Genomic DNA, 22,989 nt, shown 5'->3' with positions numbered 1-22,989 from the left:
CCGGGGCGCTTCAATTTAAGACCGCTGGTGCACGGGCTCAGCGCGTTAATTTTTCGCGCTGTTCATCCGTTCCGTAGTGATAGCCGAGCCAACGCTCGATAGCCAATACGTACGGAAGAAGCCAGATGAATGCTGAGAAGTCCCTCAAACTTGCCCGCCGGTTCATCGAGTTACCGCTGGAAAAGCGCCGGTTATTTCTCGACGGCTTGCGCGCAGAAGGGATCGACTTTTCGCAGTTCCCGATTCCGGCAGACGTGGCGCAGGACGACCGCCATGCACTGTCTTATGCGCAGCGGCGCATGTGGTTTTTGTGGCAGCTTGATCCGCACAGCGGTGCCTATAACCTGCCAGGTGCTGTGCGCCTCACCGGAGCCCTGAATATCGCGGCCCTGGAGCAGGCCTTCGCCCATGTGGTGCAGCGTCACGAGACCCTGCGCACGGTGTTTCACCAACAGGCAGATGACAGCCTTGAGCAGGCGGCCCTGAGTCAGCCGCTGGTGGTTGAACACATGGATTTCACCCTATTGCCCGCCCTTGAGCGTGAGCAGGCGATCGCTCGCGAGGCACAGCGCCAATCACTATTGCCCTTCGATCTGGCCAGTGGCCCGCTGTTGCGCATCAAGCTGATCAAGCTGGGCGATGACGAGCACGTCCTGCTGCTGACCCTGCATCACATCGTGTCTGATGGCTGGTCCATGAACGTGCTGATTGACGAGTTCATTCAGGGCTACGACGCCTTTGAGCGCGGCCAGCAGCCTCAGCTCCCCGACCTGCCCATTCAATACAGTGACTATGCATTGTGGCAGCGCCGCTGGCTGGAAGCCGGGGAGCAGGCGCGCCAGCTCGAATACTGGCAGGCCAAGCTCGGGGACGAGCACCCGGTCATTGCATTGCCCACCGATTACCCGCGCCCGGCCATGCCCAGCTACCGCGGCACGCGCCATGAGTTTGCGGTCGATCCGGCGCTGGTCGAGCAACTGCGCGCGCTGGCACAACGGCACAATGTCACGTTGTTCATGTTGCTGCTGGCGGCGTTCAACATCTTGCTGCATCGCTACAGCGGCCAGACCGACGTGCGGGTTGGCGTGCCCATTGCCAACCGCAACCGCCGCGAAGTCGAAGGGCTGATCGGCTTTTTTGTGAACACGCAGGTGCTGCGCAGCGAGCTGAATGCGCAAACCCGCGTGACGGATTTGCTGGCCGCCGTGAAGGAAACCGCGCTCGGCGCACAGGCGCACCAGGAGTTGCCGTTCGAGCAGTTGGTTGAAGCCTTCAAGCTGGAACGCAACCTGAGCCATAACCCGCTGTTTCAAGTGATGTACAACCACCAGCCGCAGGTGGCCGACATAGAAACAGTCAGCACCGCCTCGGGGTTGGCGCTGGGCGTGATCGAGTGGGAAGGGCGCACCACGCAGTTCGACCTGAGCCTCGATACCTGGGAAAAAGGCGGGCGCCTCAATGCTGCGCTGACCTATGCCAACGATCTGTTCGACGCCTCGACCGTCAGCCGTATGGCGCGGCACTGGGGCAATCTGCTGCGGGCCCTGGTCGACAACGCCGACTGCCGGATTGGCGAGCTGGCGATGCTGGATGCCAGCGAGCTGCACACCCAGGTACGCGACTGGAACAACACGGGCGCCGTGTACCCCGTCCATGTGTGCCTGCACCCGTTGATTGAAGCGCAAGTGCTGCGCACACCGCAGGCCACCGCCCTGGTGTTTGGCAATCAGTCCCTCACCTATGCGCAACTCAATGCGCGGGCCAACCAGTTGGCGCGCCGCTTGCGCGAACAGGGGGTGGGGCCGGATGTGCTGGTCGGCATTGCACTTGAGCGTTCGGTCGAGATGGTGGTCGGCCTGCTGGCCATCCTCAAGGCCGGCGGTGCGTATGTGCCGTTGGACCCGGAGTACCCGCAGGAACGCCTGAGTTACATGATTGAGGACAGCGGCATCGGGTTGTTGCTGACGCAGCAAGCGCTGCTGACCCACTTGCCGGTGGCGGGTATTCAGGTCATCGCTCTCGATCAGGCTGTCGAGACGCTGCAAGACGATGACGACAGCAACCTGAACCTGGCGCAGGATGCCCGGCACCTGGCCTACGTGATTTACACCTCAGGTTCTACCGGTCGCCCCAAGGGCGCGGGCAACACCCATGCCGCACTGGTTAACCGCCTATGCTGGATGCAGCAAGCCTACGGTTTGAACGAGCACGACACGGTGCTGCAAAAAACCCCGTTCAGTTTTGACGTGTCGGTGTGGGAATTCTTTTGGCCGTTGCTCACCGGCGCGCGGCTGGTAGTGGCGCAACCGGGCGAGCATCGCGAGCCGCTGCGCCTGATTGAGACCCTGCGCCAGCATCAGGTCAGCACCGTGCATTTCGTGCCGTCGATGCTGCAAGCCTTTATCCACGAGACCGGGGTTGAGCACTGCACCAGCCTGCGCCGCATCGTGTGCAGCGGTGAGGCGCTGGCGGTCGACGCGCAACAACAGGTGTTCGCCAAACTGCCGGGCACCGAGCTGTACAACCTGTACGGCCCGACCGAAGCCGCCATCGACGTGACCCACTGGACCTGTGTCGATGAAGGCGCCGCCAGTGTGCCGATTGGCCTGCCCATCGCCAACCTGCGCACGCTGGTGCTGGATGCTGACCTGTCCCCCGTGGCACTGGGGGTGGCGGGCGAGCTGTACCTGGGCGGTGCCGGTCTGGCACGCAATTATCATCGCCGCCCGGGTCTGACCGCCGAGCGTTTTGTGCCATGCCCGTTCAATCAGGGCGAACGCCTGTACCGCACCGGCGACCTTGTGCGCCAGCGGGTGGACGGGGTGATTGAGTACCTGGGCCGCCTCGACCATCAGGTCAAGCTGCGCGGCCTGCGGATCGAAATGGGCGAAATCGAAGCGCGTCTGGCTGAGCACGCGGCGGTGCGCGAAGCCGTGGCGCTGGTGCTCGATGGCAAGCAGCTGGTGGCTTACGTGGTGCTCCAAGACCCGGCCACGGCAGGGGACTGGCAGGCCGCGCTGGCGGCGCATCTGCTGCGCGGATTGCCCGAATACATGGTGCCCGGCCACTGGATCAGCCTGGAGCAACTGCCACTCTCGCCCAATGGCAAACTGGAGCGCCGCGCTCTGCCGCGCCCCGACCTGTCGTCTGCGCAGCAGGATTACACCGCGCCCGCCACTGAACTGGAGCAACGACTGGCCGACATTTGGCAGACGGTGCTGGGTGTCTCGCCCCTTGGCGTTGACGACAACTTTTTCGCGCTTGGCGGCGATTCGATCATCTCGATTCAAGTGGTCAGCCGCGCGCGTCAGGCCGGTATCGCCTTCAGCCCGCGTGACCTGTTCCAGCACCAGACCATTCGCAGCCTGGCGCGGGTCGCCGAACTGAGCACGCACACCGCCATTGACCAAGGCATCGCCCACGGTGCCGTGGCGTTGGCCCCGGTGCAGCAATGGTTTTTCGAGCAGGCGATGCCCGCCCCTCATCACTGGAACCAGGCGTTGCTGTTGCAGCCGCGCCAACCGCTAGAGGCGGCGCCGCTGGAACAGGCGTTGCGCCAACTGTTGCGCCATCACGATGCTCTGCGCCTGCGTTTCGAGCAGCACGATGGCCGTTGGCAGCAAGCCTATGCCGACCTGTCAGCCGACAGCCTGCTGTGGCACAAAGCGGCGGCTGGCACCGATGAACTCAACGCCTTGTGCGAGCACGCCCAGCGCAGCCTCGATCTGCAACAGGGGCCATTGTTGCGTGCGCTGCTGGTTGACATGCCCGACCACACGCAACGCCTGCTGCTGGTGATCCACCACTTGGCGGTAGACGGTGTTTCATGGCGGGTATTGCTTGAAGACTTGCAGCAGTTTTATGCCCAGCCGTCCCACGCGCCTCAGCCCAAGACCAGCGCCTATCAGGCCTGGACCGCGCGGCTTGCCGAGGAGGCGCATGCACGACTACCGGAGCTGGCGCTGTGGCAAGCCCAGTTGGCGGCTGCGCCCCACGAACTGCCCCGCGATCACCTCGAGGCGGGGCTGCGCACGCGACACGCACAAAAGGTCGAGCTGACCCTGGACGCTGAACGCACCCGTCAGTTGCTGCAAGTGGCCCCGGCCACGTACCGCACTCAGGTCAACGACCTGTTACTGACGGCATTGGCACGGGTGATCTGCCGCTGGAGCGGTCACGCCAGCAGCCTGATTCAGCTCGAAGGTCATGGCCGCGAAGAGCTGTTTGCTGACGTGGACCTGTCGCGCACGGTGGGCTGGTTCACCAGCCTGTTCCCGGTGCAACTCACCCCCGCGGCCGGGCTGGGCGAGTCGATCAAAGCCATCAAGGAGCAACTGCGCAGCGTGCCGGACAAAGGCGTCGGTTACGGCCTGTTGCGTTATCTGGCAGGCGAGGCGGCGGGGGCGCAACTGGCGGCGCTGCCTACCCCGCGCATCACGTTCAACTACTTGGGGCAGTTCGACCGCCAGTTTGATGAACAGGCCCTGTTTGTCCCGGCTGCCGAAAGCGCGGGCCAGGCTCAAGACCAAGACGCACCGTTGGCCAACTGGCTGAGCATCGAGGGCCAGGTGTACGGCGGCGAGTTGAACCTGCAATGGACCTACAGCCGCGAGATGTTCGACGCGCACACCCTTGAAGCGCTGGTTGAGGACTACCAGCAGGAGCTGTGTGCGCTGATCGAGCATTGCGTGACCCATGAAACGGGCGGCATGACCCCCTCCGACTTCCCGCTGGCGCGTCTCACCCAGCAGCAGCTGGACAGCCTCAAAGTGCCTGCCAGCGCCATTGAAGACATCTACCCGTTGTCGCCGATGCAACAGGGTTTGCTGGTGCACACCTTGCTTGAGCCGGGTTCGGGCATCTACTTCATGCAAGACCGCTACATCATTGACAGTGACATCGACCTGCCGCGCTTCACGGCGGCCTGGCACGCCGTGGCCCAGCGTCACGATGCCTTGCGCGCGTCCTTCAGCCTGGACGATGACGGGCAGATGCTGCAAATCATTCACCGCGATGCCGCGCCCAAGGTTCAAGTCCACGACTGGACCGGGCGCCCCGAAGCCGAGCACGAAACCGCGCTGCAAGCGCTGTTGGCCCAGGACCGCGCCGAAGGATTCGACCTGCTCAACACGCCGCCCTTCAACCTGCGTCTGATTCGCCGCCGCGCCGGTCATTACTGGTTCATCCTCAGCAACCACCACATCCTGATTGACGCCTGGTGCCGTTCGCTGCTGCTGCAAGATTTCTTCGCGCTCTACAGCGGCCAGCGCAGCCTGCCGCCTGCGGCGCGATACCGCGATTTTATTCAATGGCTGCAAGAGCAGGGCGAGCGCGAAGCCCTTCAAGCATGGACGCAGGAATTGGCGGGGTTCGAGCAACCCACACCGCTGCCGTTCGATCGGGCTTTGCGCCGTCAGGGTGGTTTCTCGCAGATCGGCGACGTGTATGCCGACCTCGAGGTCTGTCAAGGGCGTGCCTTGCGTGAGCTGGCGCAACGTTATCAATTGACCGTCAACACCTTGACCCAAGCTGCCTGGGCACTGGTGTTGCAGCGCTACAGCGGGCTGGATGAAGTGCTGTTCGGCGTGACCGTGGCGGGGCGACCGATCAACCGCCCCGAAATGCAGGACACCGTGGGCCTGTTCATCAACAGCATCCCGCTGCGCATGCGTCTGCCGCGTGCGGGCCAGCAGGTCAGCGTGCGTGAGTGGCTGCAAGGCTTGTTCGAGCACAACCTGGCGTTGCGTGAGCATGAACATTTGCCGTTGTTGCAGATTCAGGCGTGCAGCGCGCTGGACAAAGGTCAGTCGATTTTCGACAGCCTGTTTGTCTATGAAAATGCACCGGTCGAGAGTGCCGTGGTCAGCGGCGCGGAGCAAATCAGCGCCAAGTCCGACAGCGCCCGTACCCACACCAACTACCCGATGACCGTGGTGGTGTACCCCGGCGATGCGCTGGGCCTGCACCTGTCATACGACAAGCGCTTCTTCGACGACGCCACCGCCGAGCGCTTGCTGGCTGACTTCAAGCGGTTGCTGCTGGCCATTGGCGAACATGCCGATGGGTTGTTTGCCGACTTGCCGGTGGTGGACGCCGGTGAACGCGAGCACGTGTTACAGGCCGGCAATCAAACCGCGCGCGATTACCCGTTGGCGCACGGCTATGTGCGCCTGTTTGAAGCGCAATGTGCGGCGCACCCGCAACAGGTGGTTGCGACCTGCCTGGATCAGCGCTGGACCTATCGCGATCTGGACACCCGCGCCAACCGCCTCGGCCATGCCCTGATTGAGGCCGGTGTGCGTGTTGATCAGCCGGTGGCGCTGCTGGCAGAGCGCAGCCTTGAGCTGCTGGGCATGATGCTCGGCAGCTTCAAGGCAGGCGCGGCTTACTTGCCGCTCGACCCGCAACTGCCCGCGCGGCGCTTGCTCGACTTGCTGCACTTGGGGCAAGTACCGCTGCTGGTGGCCAGTGCCGCCTGCCGCGAACAGGCGCATCAGATACTGGCGCAGTTAGCCCCGGCGCAACGCCCGCAATTACGGGTCTGGGAGGAGGTGCAAGGCGCGCGTTTCTCCAGCGCACAGCCGGGCATCTACACCGCGCCCAACAACCTTGCTTACGTGATCTTCACCTCGGGTTCCACCGGCACGCCCAAAGGGGTGATGGTGGAGCAGGCGGGCATGCTGAATAACCAGCTGAGCAAAAAACCGTATCTGGATCTGGGCAGTGCCGACGTGATTGCACAGACCGCGTCCCAGAGTTTCGATATTTCAGTTTGGCAATTTCTCGCCGCGCCGTTGTTTGGCGCGCAGGTCGACATCGTGCCCAACGCCATCGCCCACGACCCGGCCGCGCTGCTGGCGCACGTGGCGGCGCGAGGTATCAGCGTGCTGGAAAGCGTACCGTCGCTGATCCACAGCCTGCTCGACGAACCACAAGGCAGCCTGGCGCCGTTGCGCTGGATGCTGCCGACCGGCGAAGCCATGCCGCCTGAACTGGCACGCCGCTGGTTGCAGCGTTACCCGCGCATCGGGCTGGTCAACGCCTACGGCCCGGCTGAATGCTCCGATGACGTGGCGCTGTTCCGGGTGGACGCAGCGTCAGCCGAGGGGGCCTACCTGCCGATTGGCCTGGCCACTGACAACAACCGTTTGTACGTGCTCGACGGCGGTTTGCAACCGGTGCCGACCGGGGTGGTGGGTGAGTTGTACGTCGCGGGCACGGGCGTGGGGCGCGGCTATTTTGGCGACCCGTTGCGCAGCGCCAGTGTGTTTTTGCCCAACCCTTACGCGCAGCAGCCGGGTGAGCGTCTGTACCGCACCGGTGACTTGGCGCGGCGCCGTGCGGATGGCCAGTTAGAGTACGTGGGCCGCATCGACCAGCAAGTCAAAGTGCGCGGTTTTCGCATTGAACTGGGTGAAATCGAATCGCGCCTGCGTGACCTCGAGGGCGTGCGCGAAGCCGCCGTGGTGGTGCAGGAAGGCCCGATCGGCAAGGCATTGGTGGCCTTTGTCGTGGCCGACGATGACGCGCCGCACTGGAACACCCTGCGTGAACACCTCAAAGCCGGACTCAAGGCGCAACTGCCGGACTACATGGTGCCGTTGCAGTGGCTGCACCTCGATCAGTTGCCGCTCAATGCCAATGGCAAGGTCGACCGCAAGGCGCTGCCGCAGGCGCAAGCCGCCGACTGGCAGCGTGAAGTGGTGCAACCCCGGGCCGGGATTGAGACGCTCATGGCCTCGATCTGGCAAGACGTGCTCAAACTGGACGCCGTGGGCCGGGACGATAACTTCTTTGAACTGGGCGGGCATTCGCTGCTGGTGGCGCAGGTGGTGTCGCGCGTGCGTCAGCAATTGAGCATCGAACTGCCCCTCAGCAGCCTGTTTGAATACAGCGTGCTCAGTGACTTCGCTGCCCGCTGCGCGGCGCAACCACAAAGCGTCAGCCAACCGCTGCTGCGTGCACTGCCAGCAGGGCAAGCGGGCGTGCTGTCGTTTGCCCAGCAACGGCAGTGGATTCTCTGGCAACTGGACCCTGACAGCGCCGCCTACAACCTCCCGGCAGCCTTGCGCCTCAAGGGTGTGTTGAACCGCGAAGCCCTGCTGCGCAGCTTCAGCGACCTGCAAACGCGTCATGCCACCTTGCGCACCACGTTCACCCAGGACGGTGAACAGGCGCGCGGCGTGCTGCACGCCAGCCTGCCACTGGCAGTGCGCGAACTGGCAGTGTCAGCGCCTGGCGCCGCTGAAATTGAAACGCTGGTGGCCCAGGAAATGCGTCAACCGTTCGACCTGCGCAATGGTCCGTTGTTGCGGGTGCTATTGCTCAACGTCGCAGCCGAGGAGCATGTGCTGGTGCTGACCGTGCACCACATTGCTGCCGATGGCTGGTCGATGCAGGTCATGGTGGATGAGTTCTGCGCCTTGTACCTGGCCCATGTTCAGGGGCAAGCCCCGCAGCTGCCAACGTTGAACATTCACTATGGCGATTACGCCGCCTGGCAACGCGACTGGTTGCAGGCGGGTGAGGGCGAGCGCCAACTGAGCGCCTGGAAAGCCCACCTGGGCACGCACCCTGCGCCGCTTGAGCTGCCTAGCGAATTGACCCGTCCGGCGATTCGTAGCGAACGCGGCGCGCGCCTTGAACTGTTGATTGAACCCGAATTGGCCGCCGGTCTGCGCCAGTTGGCCCAGCAACAGAGCGTGACCCTGTTCATGCTGCTGCTGGCCAGTTACCAGACCGTGCTGCATCGCTACAGCGGCCAATCGACAATCAACGTCGGGGTGCCAAACGCGGGGCGTAGCCGTCTCGAAACCGAAGGCTTGATCGGCTTCTTTATCAACACTCAGGTGCTGCGCGCCGAGATCGACGGCCAGCAGACTTTCGCCAGCCTGCTGCAACAGGTCAAAAAAGCCGCCCTGTGGGCACAAGCGCATCAGGAGCTGCCGTTCGAGCAGCTGGTCGAAGCGCTGCAACCGGAACGCAGCCTGAGCCACAGCCCGCTGTTTCAGGTGCTGTTCAACCATCAGCGCCAGCTCGGCGAAAGTGTCGAGCGCAGCCTGCCGGGGCTGAGTGTCGAGCGCATGGACTGGCAGCAACACACGGCCCAGTTTGATCTGGCGCTGGACACCGAAGAGCAGGGCGAGCAGTTACACGCCAGCCTGACCTACGCCAGCGACGTGTATGACGCCGCCACCATGACGCAGCTGGGCGGGCACTGGCTCAACCTGCTGCGCGCCGTGGTGCGTGAGCCGCAACAACGGATTGCCGCACTTGAGCTGCTGGAGCCGTGCGAGCAGCAAGCGCTGATTGAGCAATGGAACCCGAACGTTCAGCGCCAGCCGGTGGCTGCGGCCTTGCACCAGCTGTTCGAAGCGCAAGCCGCCGCGCAGCCGCACGCCGTGGCGCTGCGGTGGGGTGACGAGGGGCTCAGCTATGCCGACCTTAACGCCCGGTCCAATCGGCTGGCGCGCAAACTGCGCGAGCTGGGCGTTGGCCCGGAAGTGCGCGTGGGCATTGCCACCGAGCGGGCGATACCGCTGGTGGTCGGCGTGTTGGCGATTCTCAAGGCCGGGGGTGCCTATGTGCCGCTGGACCCGCAATACCCGGCCGAACGCTTGAGCTTCATGATCGAAGACAGCGGCATTGCCTTGCTGCTGACCCAGGAGCACCTGCTGGAGCATTTGCCGCCCCGCGTTGGGGTGCAGACGCTGTGCCTGGAGCATCTGGCGCTGGACGCGTTCAGTGCTGACAACCTGGCCAACCAGACCCTGCCGGACACTCTGGCGTACGTGATCTACACCTCCGGCTCCACCGGGCGACCCAAGGGCGCGCTGCTCAGCCATGCCAACGTCACCCGCTTGCTGAGTGCCACGCAGCAGCCGTTTGGCTTCGGCGCGCAGGACGTGTGGACGCTGTTCCATTCCTACGCGTTCGACTTCTCGGTCTGGGAACTGTTTGGTGCCCTGTGCACCGGCGGTCGCCTGGTGATCGTGCCGTATTTCATCAGCCGCGAGCCGCAGGCGTTCCATCAATTGTTGTGTGACGAAGGCGTCACGGTGCTCAACCAGACGCCGACGGCGTTCCGTCAATTACTGCCCATTGCCTGCCAGAGCACACTACCACTGGCACTGCGGTGGGTGATCTTCGGGGGTGAGGCGCTGGACGTGTCGAGCCTGCGCCCGTGGTACGAGCGCTTCGGTGATCAAAGCACCACGCTGGTGAACATGTACGGCATCACCGAAACCACGGTTCACGTGACGTTCCGTGCGCTGAGCCCGGCGGACCTGGACGCCAAGGTGCAAAGCCCGATTGGCCGCCCGCTCAGCGACCTGAGCTGGTATTTGCTCGACAGCCAGTTGCAGCCGGTTGCAGCGGGCTGCGCGGGCGAGCTGTATATCGCCGGGGCGGGGTTGGCACGGGGGTATCACGGCCGCACGGGGCTGACAGCGGAGCGTTTTGTACCCAGCCCGTTTGCGCCGGGCGAACGCCTGTATCGCAGCGGCGACCTGGCACGCCAGCGGGCGGACGGCAATATCGACTATCTGGGCCGTATCGACCAGCAGGTGAAAATCCGTGGTTTCCGTATCGAGCTGGGTGAGATCGAAGCCTGCCTCAAACAGCAGGTTGGCGTGGCGCAAGCGGTACTGAGCGTGCATCCAGGCACTCACGGGCCGCAGTTGTGTGCCTATGTGGTGGCCGATCAAGCGCCCGCCGACCCACTGGCGTGGCGTGAACATTTGCGTGAGGCGCTTAAGGTCGACTTGCCGGACTACATGGTGCCGACCCATTGGCGGCTGCTTGACGCCCTGCCATTGACCGGCAACGGCAAGCTCGATCGCAAGGCCTTGCCACCGCCCGACGTCGAAGACTGGCAGCGTCCCTACAGCGCACCGGTCGGCGAGCTGGAGCAACAGCTCGCGGCAATCTGGGCCAGCGTGCTGAACGTGGAGCGCGTCGGGCGCCACGACAACTTCTTTGAATTGGGCGGGCACTCGTTGCTCGCGGCCCAGGCCAGCGCCCGGGTTGAACTTGAATTGGGCATCGAGCTGGCGCTGCGCGCGCTGTTCGAGGCCGCCGACCTGCAAGCCTATGCCGCGGTGGCACAGGCACAAACGCCTGCGGATAACGATGGTCGTCTGAGCGCGCTCGAATCGCTGCTCGACGAGATGGAGATCAACTGATGGAACACTCGACCGCGTGGCGCATTGCCAACCGTTTTGCCAGCCTGGCGCCTGAACAGCGCCGTGAGTTCCTGCAAAAAATGCAGGCGCAGGGCGTCAGCTTCGGCCAGTTGCCGATCCCGGCCACGGCCCCTGCCGATGGTCTGTGCGAACTGTCGTATGCACAGCAACGCCAATGGTTCCTTTGGCAGTTAGACCCTGAGGGCGCCGCGTACCACATCCCGGCGGCCCTGCGCCTGCGGGGCGGGTTGAATATCGACGCCTTGCAACACAGCTTCGACGCGTTGCTCAGGCGCCATCACAGCTTGCGCAGCGTTTTTGTCGAGCACGACGGCCAGGTTCAATGCAGTAGCCCGCTCGCGCCTACAGGTATGCAGTTGACGCGCCATGACCTGCGCGATCTGGCCACGGCCGAACGCATGCCACGTGCATTGGCTTTGCTTGAACACGACATCGCCCAGCCGTTCGACCTGCAAAACGGCCCGCTGCTGCGGGTCAGCCTGCTGCAACTGGACACCGACGACTACGTGCTGGTGCTGACCCTGCACCACATCGTGGCCGATGGTTGGTCGATGGGGGTGTTGGTTGACGAATTCTCGCAGCTGTATGCGGCCCATGTGCAAGGCAAAACCCTGACGCTGCCCGAGCTGCCCATTCAATACGCCGACTACGCACTGTGGCAGCGGCGCTGGATGGAGGCCGGTGAGCTGGAGCGCCAACTGGACTGGTGGCGCGGGCAACTGGGTGACGAGCAGCCGGTGCTGGAACTGCCGGGTGATCGCCCGCGCCCTGCGCAACCCACGCAGCAGGGTGCGCGCCTGGACTTCACCCTTGAGCCGGTATTGGCCAAAAACCTGATGGTGCTGGCCCGACAGCGCGGCGTGACCCCGTTCATGCTGTTGCTGGCCAGTTTTCAGACCTTGTTGCACCGCTACAGCGGTCAGAACGATCTGCGTATCGGCGTCCCTGTGGCCAACCGCAATCGGGCTGAGAGCCGTGGCCTGATCGGCTTTTTCGTGAACACGCAAGTGCTGCGTGCCGAGCTTGACGGGCACCTGCCGTTTACCCGCCTGCTGGAGCAAACCCGCGACCGTTCGCTGGACGCGCAAGGCTATCAGGACCTGCCCTTCGAGCGGCTGGTGCAGGCGCTGCAAGGCGAGCGCAGCCTGAGTCACAGCCCGTTGTTCCAGGTCATGTTCAATCACCAGCAAAGCCGTCCCGGCGCGCTGAGTGCAATGTTGGCCGGTTTGCAGATCGACAGTGTGGAGTGGCAGAGCCGCACCACCCAGTTTGACCTGCAACTGGACACCCATGAGGAAGGCGAGCGCCTGATGGCCAGCCTGACCTACGCCACCGACCTGTTTGACGCCGCGCGTATCGAGCAGATGGCGGCGCATTGGCGCAACCTGCTGGCGGCCATTGTGGCCGACCCGAACTGCGCAATTGGCGCATTGCCGATGCTGTCGGCCTCCGAGGTTCAAGCCACGCTTTACCAGCTCAATGCCACCGCACATCCCTATCCGGGCCCGGAATGCGTGCACCTGCACATCGAGGCGCAAGCGGCGGCAACGCCCCAGGCCTGCGCGCTGGTGTTTGCCGGGCAACGCCTGAGTTATGCCGAGTTGAACCAGCGGGCCAACCGTCTGGCCCGCTGCTTGCGTGAGCAGGGTGTTGGCCCGGAAGTTCGCGTGGGCGTGGCGTGCGAACGCTCGCTGGAATTGGTCATCGGGCTGCTGGCGATTCTCAAGGCCGGTGGCGCTTATGTGCCGTTAGACCCCGAATACCCGGCCGAGCGTCTGGCCTACCTGTTTGAAGACAGCGGTATCAGCCTGTTGCTGACCCAGGCCCATGTGCAGGCTGACTTGCCGTTGCCTGAAGGCTTGCCCGTGCTCTGCCTGCAAGCCAGCGCCGACTGGCTGGCCGAGTACGCCAACGAGGATGTGCCTAACCTGGCCAGCGCGCAGAACCTGGCATACGTGATTTACACCTCGGGTTCCACGGGCCGCCCTAAAGGTGCGGGCAACAGTCATGGCGCGTTGTACAACCGTCTGGCGTGGATGCAACAGGCCTATGCACTGAGCGCGACCGATCGGGTGCTGCAAAAAACCCCTTTCAGTTTTGACGTGTCGGTGTGGGAGTTTTTCTGGCCGCTGATGCACGGCGCCACCCTGGTGGTGGCGGCACCGGGCGCGCACCGCGACCCGCAACAGCTGGCGGCGTTGATCGTCGAGCAGGCGATCACCACGCTGCACTTCGTGCCCTCGATGCTTCAGGCCTTTATCGGCGCCGAGGAAGCCGCGCAGTGCACCTCGTTACAACGCATCGTGTGCAGTGGCGAGGCGCTGGCGGTCGAGTTGCAGCGCCAGACGTTGCGCAGCCTGCCGCAAGCGTCGTTATACAACCTGTACGGCCCGACCGAGGCGGCCATCGACGTCACTCACTGGACGTGCGTCGAAGAGGGCCGCGACAGCGTGCCTATCGGGCGCCCGATTGCCAACCTGCGCACTTACATCCTCAGCCCTGAACTGTTGGCGTTGCCGAACGGCGCGATTGGCGAGTTGTACCTGGCTGGCGCCGGGCTGGCGCGGGGGTATCACGCACGTCCGGGGTTGACCGCTGAACGCTTTGTGGTCGACCCGTTTGGCACCGGCGAGCGTCTCTATCGCACCGGTGATCTGGCCCGCTACCGCGCCGATGGCGCCATTGAATACTGCGGGCGCATCGACCATCAGGTGAAAATTCGCGGGTTGCGCATCGAGCTGGGCGAAATCGAAGCGCGCCTGCAAGAACACCCGCAGGTGCAGGACGCCGTGGTACTGGCGCTTGATAACCAGTTGGTGGCGTATCTGGTGCCCGCCGATGCCGCGGTGCTCAGTCGCCCAGAGGCGCAAGCGCCGTGGCGCGAAGCGCTCAAGGCGCACCTGTTGCAGAGCCTGCCGGACTACATGGTGCCCACGCACCTGATGCTGATCGAGCGCATGCCGCTCAGCCCTAACGGCAAGCTGGAACGCAAGTTGCTGCCAGCGCCGCACGTCAGTGTCAGCCAGCGCGTGTTTGAAGCACCCCGCAGCGAGCACGAACGCCAATTGGCGGCCATCTGGCAAGAAGTGCTGGGGGTCGAGCAGGTCGGGCGTCACGATAATTTCTTTGAGCTGGGCGGTGACTCGATCATCTCGATTCAAGTGGTCAGCCGCGCCCGCCGTGCAGGTTTGGGGTTGAAACCACGGGATCTGTTTCAACAGCCGACCTTGCACGCGCTGGCTGCTGTGGTGAGCCAGCAGGCCGCGCCGCACATTGCCCAAGGCCCGGTGCTCGGCGTGCAACCCCTGACCCCGGTGCAGCACGGGTTCTTTGAACACCAGCGGGTGCAGCCGCAGCACTGGAACCAGTCGGTGTTGCTTGATGTGCGCGAACCGCTGGACTTGTTACGCCTGCAAACCGCTGTGCAACAGGTGCTGGCCCAGCACGATGCGCTGCGCTTGCAGTTCCGTGAAATCGAGGGGCAGTGGACGGCGCGTTATGTGCCGCTCGACAGCGCGGCCGCCACTGATTTGCTGTGGACCGCACAGGTGCAAAGCGATGAGGCATTGCAAGCCTTGTGTGACGAAGCCCAGCGCAGCTTGTCGCTGCATGACGGCCCGCTGTTGCGCGCGGTGTTGATCGACCACGAGGACGCAGGCCAACGCTTGCTGTTGGTGATTCATCACTTGGTGGTCGATGGCGTGTCGTGGCGTGTCCTGCTTGAAGACCTGCAAGCGGCGTACGCCGGGCAGGCGCTGCCGGAAAAAACCAGTGCCCTGCAAGACTGGGCCACCCGACTCAGCGCCTACGCCAACAGCGACGCTCTGCTGGCTGAATCGGCGTGGTGGCAGGCCCAGTTGCAGGGTGTCAGCGCGCAGTTGCCCAAGGCCCGCCCCGGCGGCAGCCAGGCCCTGCTTCATCGTCAGGTGGTCAGCCTGGGGTTGAGCCGCGAACACACCCGTCAACTGTTGCAACAGGCGCCCGCGGCGTATCGGACTCAGGTCAATGACGTGTTGCTGACTGCATTGGCCCGCGCGTTGTGCGACTGGACCGGTGATTCGACAGCGTTGATTCAACTCGAAGGCCACGGCCGCGAAGACCTGTTCGACACGCTTGACCTGACCCGCACGGTGGGCTGGTTCACCAGCCTGTTCCCGGTCAAATTGACCCCGGCCGCCGATCTGGCGACCTCGATCAAGGCCATCAAGCAGCAACTGCGTGACATCCCCGGCAAAGGGCTGGGCTTTGGTGTGTTGCGCTACCATGGCCCGACCGAGGTGCAAGCCCGCCTTGCGGCGTTGCCGACCGCCAGGGTCACGTTCAACTATCTGGGCCAGTTCGACCAGAGCTTCAGTGACGATGCGTTATTTGTGCCCTCCCGCCACAGCAGCGGTGCGGCGCAGAGCCTGGACTCGCCGCTGGCCAACTGGTTGTCAGTGGACGGTCAGGTGTTTGGCGGTGAACTGAAACTGGACCTGAGCTTCAGTCAGGAGTGCTTCGACAAGGCTGATATTCAAGCATTGGCGGCGGCCATCGAAACCAACCTGCGGGCGCTGGTGGCGCACTGCGTCAACCCGCAACACGGCGGTGTGACCCCGGCAGACTTCCCGCTGGCGCCACTGAGCCAAAGCCAACTGGATGCACTGCCGGTGGCTGCGCGGCAGATCGAAGACCTGTACCCGTTGTCGCCAATGCAGAGCGGGTTGTTGTTTCACAGCCTCTACGAACCGCAGGCCGGGGCTTACGTCAACCAGCTCAGCGTCGAAGCCAAAGGGCTGGACGCGGCGCGATTGGGCCAGGCGTGGCAAGCGACACTGGATGCGCACCCGATTTTGCGCAGCGGGTTCCACTGGCCGCAGGGCGCCACAGAACCGGTGCAAGTGGTGCAACGCACACTGGAGCTGCCGCTCACCGTGCTCGACTGGCGCGGCCGTGACGATCAGGACGCGGAGCTGCAATTGCTGGCCCGCAGCGAACGCTTGGCGTTCGATCCGGCCCAACCGCCGTTGTTGCGTCTGGCGTTGGTGCGCCTCGACGAGCAGCGTCAGCAACTGATTTACACCCATCACCACGTGTTGCTCGATGGCTGGAGCAATGCCCTGCTGCTGGGCGAGGTGTTGCAGCGTTATGCCGGGGTCGAGGTGGCGAACCATCAAGGCCGTTTTGCCGATTACATTGGCTGGTTGCAGGGGCAGGACGCGGTGGCGGACGAAGCCTTTTGGCGCGAGCAACTGCTCGTTTTGCAACACCCGACCTTGCTCGCCCAGAGCGTGGCGCACGCCACCACGGCTCCCGCCGATGCCTACGCCGACCATCGGCAGGTGTTCGACGCGCCGAGCAGTGCGGCCTTTGCCGCGTTTGCCCGTCAGCACAGCATCACCCTCAACACCTTGGTGCAAGGCGCGTGGGCGGTATTGTTGCAGCGCTACAGCGGTCAACAGACGGTGGCGTTTGGCGCCACGGTGGCGGGGCGACCGGTGGACTTGCCGGGTGCCGAGCAGCAGTTGGGTCTGTTTATCAATACCTTGGCGGTGATCAGCCAGCCACAAGCCGCTGAAAGCGTGGCGCAGTGGTTAGGGCGTTTGCAGGCGCACAACCTTGAGCTGCGCGAGCATGAATTCACCGCATTGAGCGACGTGCAGCGCTGGGCCGGTCGCGCAGGCGAACCCTTGTTTGACAGCCTGCTGGTGTTCGAAAACTTCCCCATTGCCCAGGCCCTGCAACAAGGCGCGCCGGATGGCCTGAGCTTCTCGTTGCCCGACAACCATGAACGCACCAACTACCCGCTGACACTGGCGGCGGTCAGCGAAGGGCAATTGAGCCTGACCTGGAGCTATTTGCTCAGCCACTTCAGCCCCACAGCCGTGGCGCGCATGAGCCAGCATCTGGCGTGTCTGCTGGAGGCTATGGTCGCGGCGCCGCAAGCCCGTCTCGGTGACTTGCCTTTACTGAGTGCCGCCGAGCGCCAACAGCTGCTGCATGACTGGAACCCGGCGCCGCAGCCGCTGACCGAGCATTGCGTGCATCAGTTGATTGAAACGCAGGCGGCGATGCGTCCCGAGGCGCCCGCACTGATCTTTGCCGACACCACCTTCAGCTATGCCGACCTCAATCAGCGCGCCAATCGCTTGGCCCATCGCTTGCGCGAGTTGGGGGTTGGCCCTGAAGTGCGGGTGGGGCTGGCAGTGGAGCGTTCGCCACAGATGATCATTGGCTTGCTGGCGATCCTCAAGGCGGGCGGGGCCTATGTGCCGCTCGACCCGGCGTACCCTGCTGAGCGCTTGAGTTATTTGATGCAGGACAGCGGCATTGCCCTGTTGTTGAGCCAGTCATGGCTGGGCAATCAGTTGCCCCGGATCGACGGCCTGCCGGTTCTGGAACTGGACCGCGAAACCGTCGCGCATTTGCCGGGCACCAACCTGCCTAACCTGACCTGCGCGCACAACCTCGCTTACTTGATTTACACCTCGGGTTCGACCGGTCGCCCCAAAGGCGTCAGTGTGGCCCACGGCCCGCTGGCCATGCACTGCCAATCGATTGGCGAGCTGTACGGCATGACCCCGCAGGACCGCGAGTTGCAATTTGCCTCTATCAGTTTTGACGGTGCCCATGAGCGCTGGCTGACGCCGCTGGTGTTCGGCTCGGCGCTGATGCCGCGTGACGATGAAGTCTGGAGCGCTCAACGCACCTGCGAAGAGATCGAGCGCCACGGCATAACCATCGCCTGTTTCACCCCCAGCTACCTGCTGCAAATGGCCGATTACATCGGCGAAGCAGGGCGCCGGTTGCCGATTCGTTCCTACACCGTGGGCGGTGAGGGCATGCCCAAGCACGCGTTCGATGAAGTGCAGCGGGTGTTGCAGCCGCCACGCATCATCAACGGTTATGGCCCGACCGAAACCGTCATCACGCCGCTGATCTGGTGCGCGTATCCGGGCACGCAATTTGATTCGGCGTTCCTGCCGATCGGCCGCCCGGTGGGGCAACGCAGTGCGTATGTGCTCGACAGTCATCTGCAACCGCTGCCGGTGGGCGTGGCGGGTGAGCTGTACTTGGGCGGCGAGGGCATTGCTCGCGGTTATCATCAGCGTCCTGACCTGACTGCTGAGCGCTTTGTACCGGACCCGTTCGTGGCCGGTGCACGCCTGTATCGCAGCGGCGACCTGGCGCGGCTGCGCGAAGATGGCGTGGTCGAGTACCTGGGGCGTATTGACCAGCAAGTGAAGATTCGCGGTTTCCGCATTGAACTGGGGGAAATCGAAGCCTGCCTGCTGGAACACGAGGGCGTACGCGAAGCCTTTGTGGTGGACCGTGAAGGGCCGGTCAGCCGTCAATTGGTCGGTTATGTGGTAGCGCGTGACCCGCTGGCCGATGAGGGCGCGTTGCGCGAAGCGCTGAATGCACACCTGCGCAGCCGTTTGCCGGCGCACATGATGCCCGCGCACATGATGTGCCTGGCGGCGCTGCCATTGACCCCCAACGGCAAACTTGACCGTCAGGCACTGCCTGCGCCCCACGCCAGCCGTGAGGTGCTGGACCGGGTGCTGCCGGGCACACCGGCAGAGTCACTGCTGGCGGACATCTGGCAAGAATTGCTGGGGCTGGAGGCGATTGGCGTCACCGAAAACTTCTTCGAGTTGGGCGGCGATTCGATCATCTCTTTGCAGGCCGTGAGCCGGGCGGGCGCGCAAGGTCTGGCGTTCACTCCCAAACAACTGTTCGAGGCCCAAACCATTCGTGCGTTGGCGCGGCTGGCGGTGGATGCCGCACCACAGGTCGCGCAGGTACTCGACAGCGTGCCCTTTGCTCAAGTGAGCGCAGCCGTGCAGGTTGATCGCAGCTCACTGGACGATCTTTACCCGCTGTCGCCGATGCAGCAGGGCATGTTGTTCCACTGCATCGAATCGCCGGAGCTGAACCTGTACGTCAACCAGCTCAGCGTGGCGGTCGAAGGGTTGCAGGTCGAACGCTTTTGCGCGGCGTGGGAGGCCCTGCTTGAGCGTCACGAGGTGCTGCGCGCCGCTTTCCTTTGGCGCGACGGTCTGGCTGACCCGCTGCAAGCGGTGTATCAGCAGGTGCGCGTGCCCATTGTCGAACTGGACTGGCGTGAACATGCCGAGCCAGACGCGGCTTTGCAGGCCTTGGCGGCGCAGGACCAGGCGCGCGGGTTTGATCTGAGCTGCCCACCGTTGATGCGCTTTACGCTGGTGCGCCTGGAGGAGCACCGGTACCAGATGATCTGGACTTACCATCACTTGCTGCTCGATGGCTGGAGCGCGTCACGTTTGCTCGGCGAAATGCTGCGTTTGTACGCTCATCAGAGCCTGCCGCAACTGAGCGGGCGTTATGCCGATTACATCCAGTGGCTGGCGCAGCAGGACGTCAGTGTGGCCGAAGGCTTCTGGCGCGAGCAGCTTGCTGCAGTGCAAGCGCCGACCATTCTGGCGAATGCGGCCAACACCGACGGCCGCGGGCATGGCGTGCTCTACACCTATCTGGACAGCGACGCGACACGCCGCTTGCATGCCTTTGCCAATCGTCAGCGGGTGACGCTCAACACCGTGGTGCAAGCCGCCTGGTTACTGTTGTTGCAACGCCATACCGGGCAACGCAGCGTGGCGTTTGGTGCCACGGTGGCGGGGCGCCCGACCGGGTTGGCGGGTGCGCAAGACATGCTGGGCCTGTTCATCAACACTTTGCCGGTGATCCAGACCCTTGACCCGCAGCAAGCGCTGGGTGACTGGTTGCGTCAATTACAGGCTTACAACCTGTCGATCCGTGACTTTGAGCACACCCCTCTGGCGGATATTCAGCGTTGGGCCGGACAGGGCGGGCAAGGGCTGTTCGACAGCATTATCGTGTTTGAAAACCACCCGGTGGACCGTGCCCTGCGCGGTGAGCAAGACGGCGAGCTGAAATTTGCCGAAGTCGGCAGCGGCGGGGTGACCAACTTCCCGATGGACTTGATGGTCAGCGCCACCGATCAGGGCCTGGAGGTGGAATACCTGTACTTGCGCGAACGCTTCAGCGCGCCTGAGGTGGAACACATTCGCGCGCAGTTCGAAGGTTTGCTGGCGCAATTGCCGCTGGATGCGCAGTGCCTGATCGGCAACATTGGGCTGCCACAGGCGCAGATTGAAACGCCACAGCCGCCTGTGCTGACGCAAGACGTGGTGCAGGGCTTTATGGCTCAGGTGCTGCGTCAGCCTCAGGCGGTGGCCTTGATCTGCGACGGTCGTGAGTTGACCTATGCCGCACTGGATCGTCAGGCCGACGCCTTGGCCGCGCAGCTGCAAGCGCGGGGCATTGGCCCGGAATCGTTGGTGGCCGTGGCGTTGCCGCGTTCAGAACAGACGATTGTGGCGTTTGTGGCGGTGCTCAAGGCCGGTGCTGCGTATTTGCCGCTGGACCTCGACTACCCGGCCGAGCGGCTGGCGTTCATGCTGGCCGACTCTGCGGCCAGCCTGTTGCTGTGCCACAGCGATGTGGACGAACGCGTGGCCTTCACGGCTGCCACCCCGCGGTTGCTGCTTGATCAACTGAGTGATCAGCCGCTGTTGCCGCGCGCGGTTGAATCGTTGGGCGGGCACCTGGCGTACCTGATTTACACCTCCGGCTCCACTGGCCAGCCCAAGGGCGTGGCCGTGGCGCGGCAACCGATCGCGCGGCACTGTCAGGGCATCATCGAGCGGTATGAACTGACCCCCCGCAGCCGCGAATTGCACTTTATGTCCTTCTCCTTTGACGGCGCGCAAGAGCGTTGGCTCAGTGTGTTGCTGGCCGGTGGCAGCCTGGTGATTCGCGACGATCAGCTGTGGACTGCGGAGCAGACCTTAGCGGTGCTGCATGCCTACAACGTGAGCGTGGCGTGCTTCCCGCCTGCGTACCTGCAACAACTGGCCGATGTGGCGTTGACGCAGGGCAATCCACCGCCCGTTCACACCTACTGCTTTGGCGGTGATGCGGTGCCGCACGCCAGTTTTGAACGGGTCAAACAGGCGCTGCGCCCGCAACGACTGGTCAACGGCTATGGCCCGACCGAAACCGTGGTCACGCCGCTGCTGTGGCGGGCCGAGGTGAGCGAGCGCTGTGAGGCGGCGTACGCGCCGATTGGCCGCAGCGTGGCCGGCCGCGGGGTGTATGTGCTGGACGCAGACATGAACCCGTTGCCGGTGGGTGTCAGCGGTGAACTGTACTTGGGTGGCGAATGTCTGGCGCGGGGTTATCACCGTCAGCCGGGGTTGAGCGCCGAACGCTTTGTGCCGGACCCGTTCGAGGCCAAGGGCGGGCGCATGTACCGCACTGGCGACTTGGTACGCCAGCGCGAGTGCGGCTTGGTCGACTATCTGGGGCGACTGGACCAGCAGGTAAAAATTCGCGGATTCCGTATTGAACTGGGTGAAATCGAAGCGCGCCTGCGTCAGTGCGACGGCGTGCAAGACGCGGCCGTCAAGGTGATCGAAGGCACGAGTGGCAAACAATTGGTGGGCTACGTGGTGGCTGCCGCCCGCGCCACACTGGAGCGTGAAATCAAGGAGCAACTGCAAGCGCAACTGCCGGATTACATGGTGCCGACGCATATTGTGCCGTTGGCGTGCTTCCCGCTGTCGGCCAACGGCAAACTGGACCGGCGCGCATTACCCGAACCGCAACTGACCCAGGGCACGTACCGCGCGCCGCGTAATGCGCTGGAACAGGCGCTGGCGTTGATCTGGCAAGAGGTCCTGGGGCTGGCGTCAGTAGGCATCGACGACAACTTCTTCGAGCTGGGTGGCGATTCGCTGCAAGTGCTCAAAGTGATTTCGCGGGTGCGCAATCAGCCTGAGCTGGGTTTGAGTTTGAAACTGCGCGACTTGATGCAAAAACCGTGTATTGCCGAACTCAGCGGGTTTGAACCCGTGGTTGCGGATCAGGCGCCGGACCCGTTGCTGGCGCTCAACAGCCGGGTCAAGGACGTACCGCCGCTGTTCTGCTTGCACGCAGGTTTCGGCACCGTGTTCGACTACGAGCCATTGGCCCGTAAATTGGACGGGCGCCGCAGCGTCTATGGAGTGCAGTGCCGCATGTTGCTCGACCCCCAGTGGCAGGACGCGTCGTTACACAGCATGGCACTCGCTTATGCCGAACGTATTCGGCAGCAGCAGGCCAATGGTCCGTATCACCTGCTTGGCTGGTCGTTGGGCGGGGCATTGGCCTTGCTGGTGGCGCAAGCGCTTGAGGCGCAAGGTCAGCAGGTGGCATTTGCCGGTTTGGTCGATACCTACGTGGCGGGAACGGCTGAGGCCAGTGACGGGCGCGAAGACTTGCAGGACTTTTTGCGCTTTGTGCTGGGTGTGTCCGAGGCCGAGGCGAACGTGTTGCTGGATGAGCAAGGGCCAAGTGCCGAGCAGGTGATTGGTGCCGCGATGGCCGAACCACGCAGCGGGCTGGGTGAGCATGGGCTGCTCGGGGCGGCGGAGCTGAGCCACATCTTTGCAGTGGGTGCGCGCCTCAAGCAATTGGCGCTGGCGCAGGCTGCGTTGCCTGCAACCCGGGTTCAGGCGCACCACTGGTGGGTGACGGGACGTGACGAGGAGCGCCGCGAGCATGCGACACAAATCGGTGCCGGGGCCAGTCATGCGGTTTTGGCGGGTGGACACTACGAACTGCTGCGCCAGGCCGCGTTACTGACCCGGCTGGAGCACTTGCTGGCGGGGCAGCCTGAGCGGGCGTGAGCACTTTTATTGCGTAGAAGCTGTCGCAGGCGGCGATCTTTAAATCTTAAAAGCGCGCCGCCTGCGCACCT

The 22,989-nt window shown here is 63.8% G+C and carries 2 protein-coding genes; both read left to right on the top strand.

Annotated features, from left to right (window positions below):
* Positions 1–125 precede the first annotated feature (125 nt).
* Positions 126–11,183 (top strand): non-ribosomal peptide synthase/polyketide synthase, encoded by an 11,058-nt coding sequence (locus tag TU86_RS20225; protein ID WP_048366095.1) that lies wholly within the window; start codon positions 126–128, stop codon positions 11,181–11,183.
* Entirely contained in the window at positions 11,183–22,918 is an 11,736-nt protein-coding gene (locus TU86_RS20220) for a non-ribosomal peptide synthase/polyketide synthase (protein ID WP_048366094.1), read from the top strand. The genes TU86_RS20225 and TU86_RS20220 overlap by 1 nt, the downstream gene beginning before the upstream one ends.
* Positions 22,919–22,989 lie beyond the last annotated feature (71 nt).

The organism is Pseudomonas weihenstephanensis (assembly GCF_001043055.1).
GTDB lineage: Bacteria > Pseudomonadota > Gammaproteobacteria > Pseudomonadales > Pseudomonadaceae > Aquipseudomonas > Aquipseudomonas weihenstephanensis.
This window is presented reverse-complemented; position numbering and strand designations above follow the sequence as displayed.

Coding starts and splice junctions, on each gene's coding strand:
- TU86_RS20220 (WP_048366094.1), top strand. CDS start 11,183: ATGGAACACTCGACCGCGTGGCGCATTGCCAACCGTTTTGCCAGCCTG.
- TU86_RS20225 (WP_048366095.1), top strand. CDS start 126: ATGAATGCTGAGAAGTCCCTCAAACTTGCCCGCCGGTTCATCGAGTTA.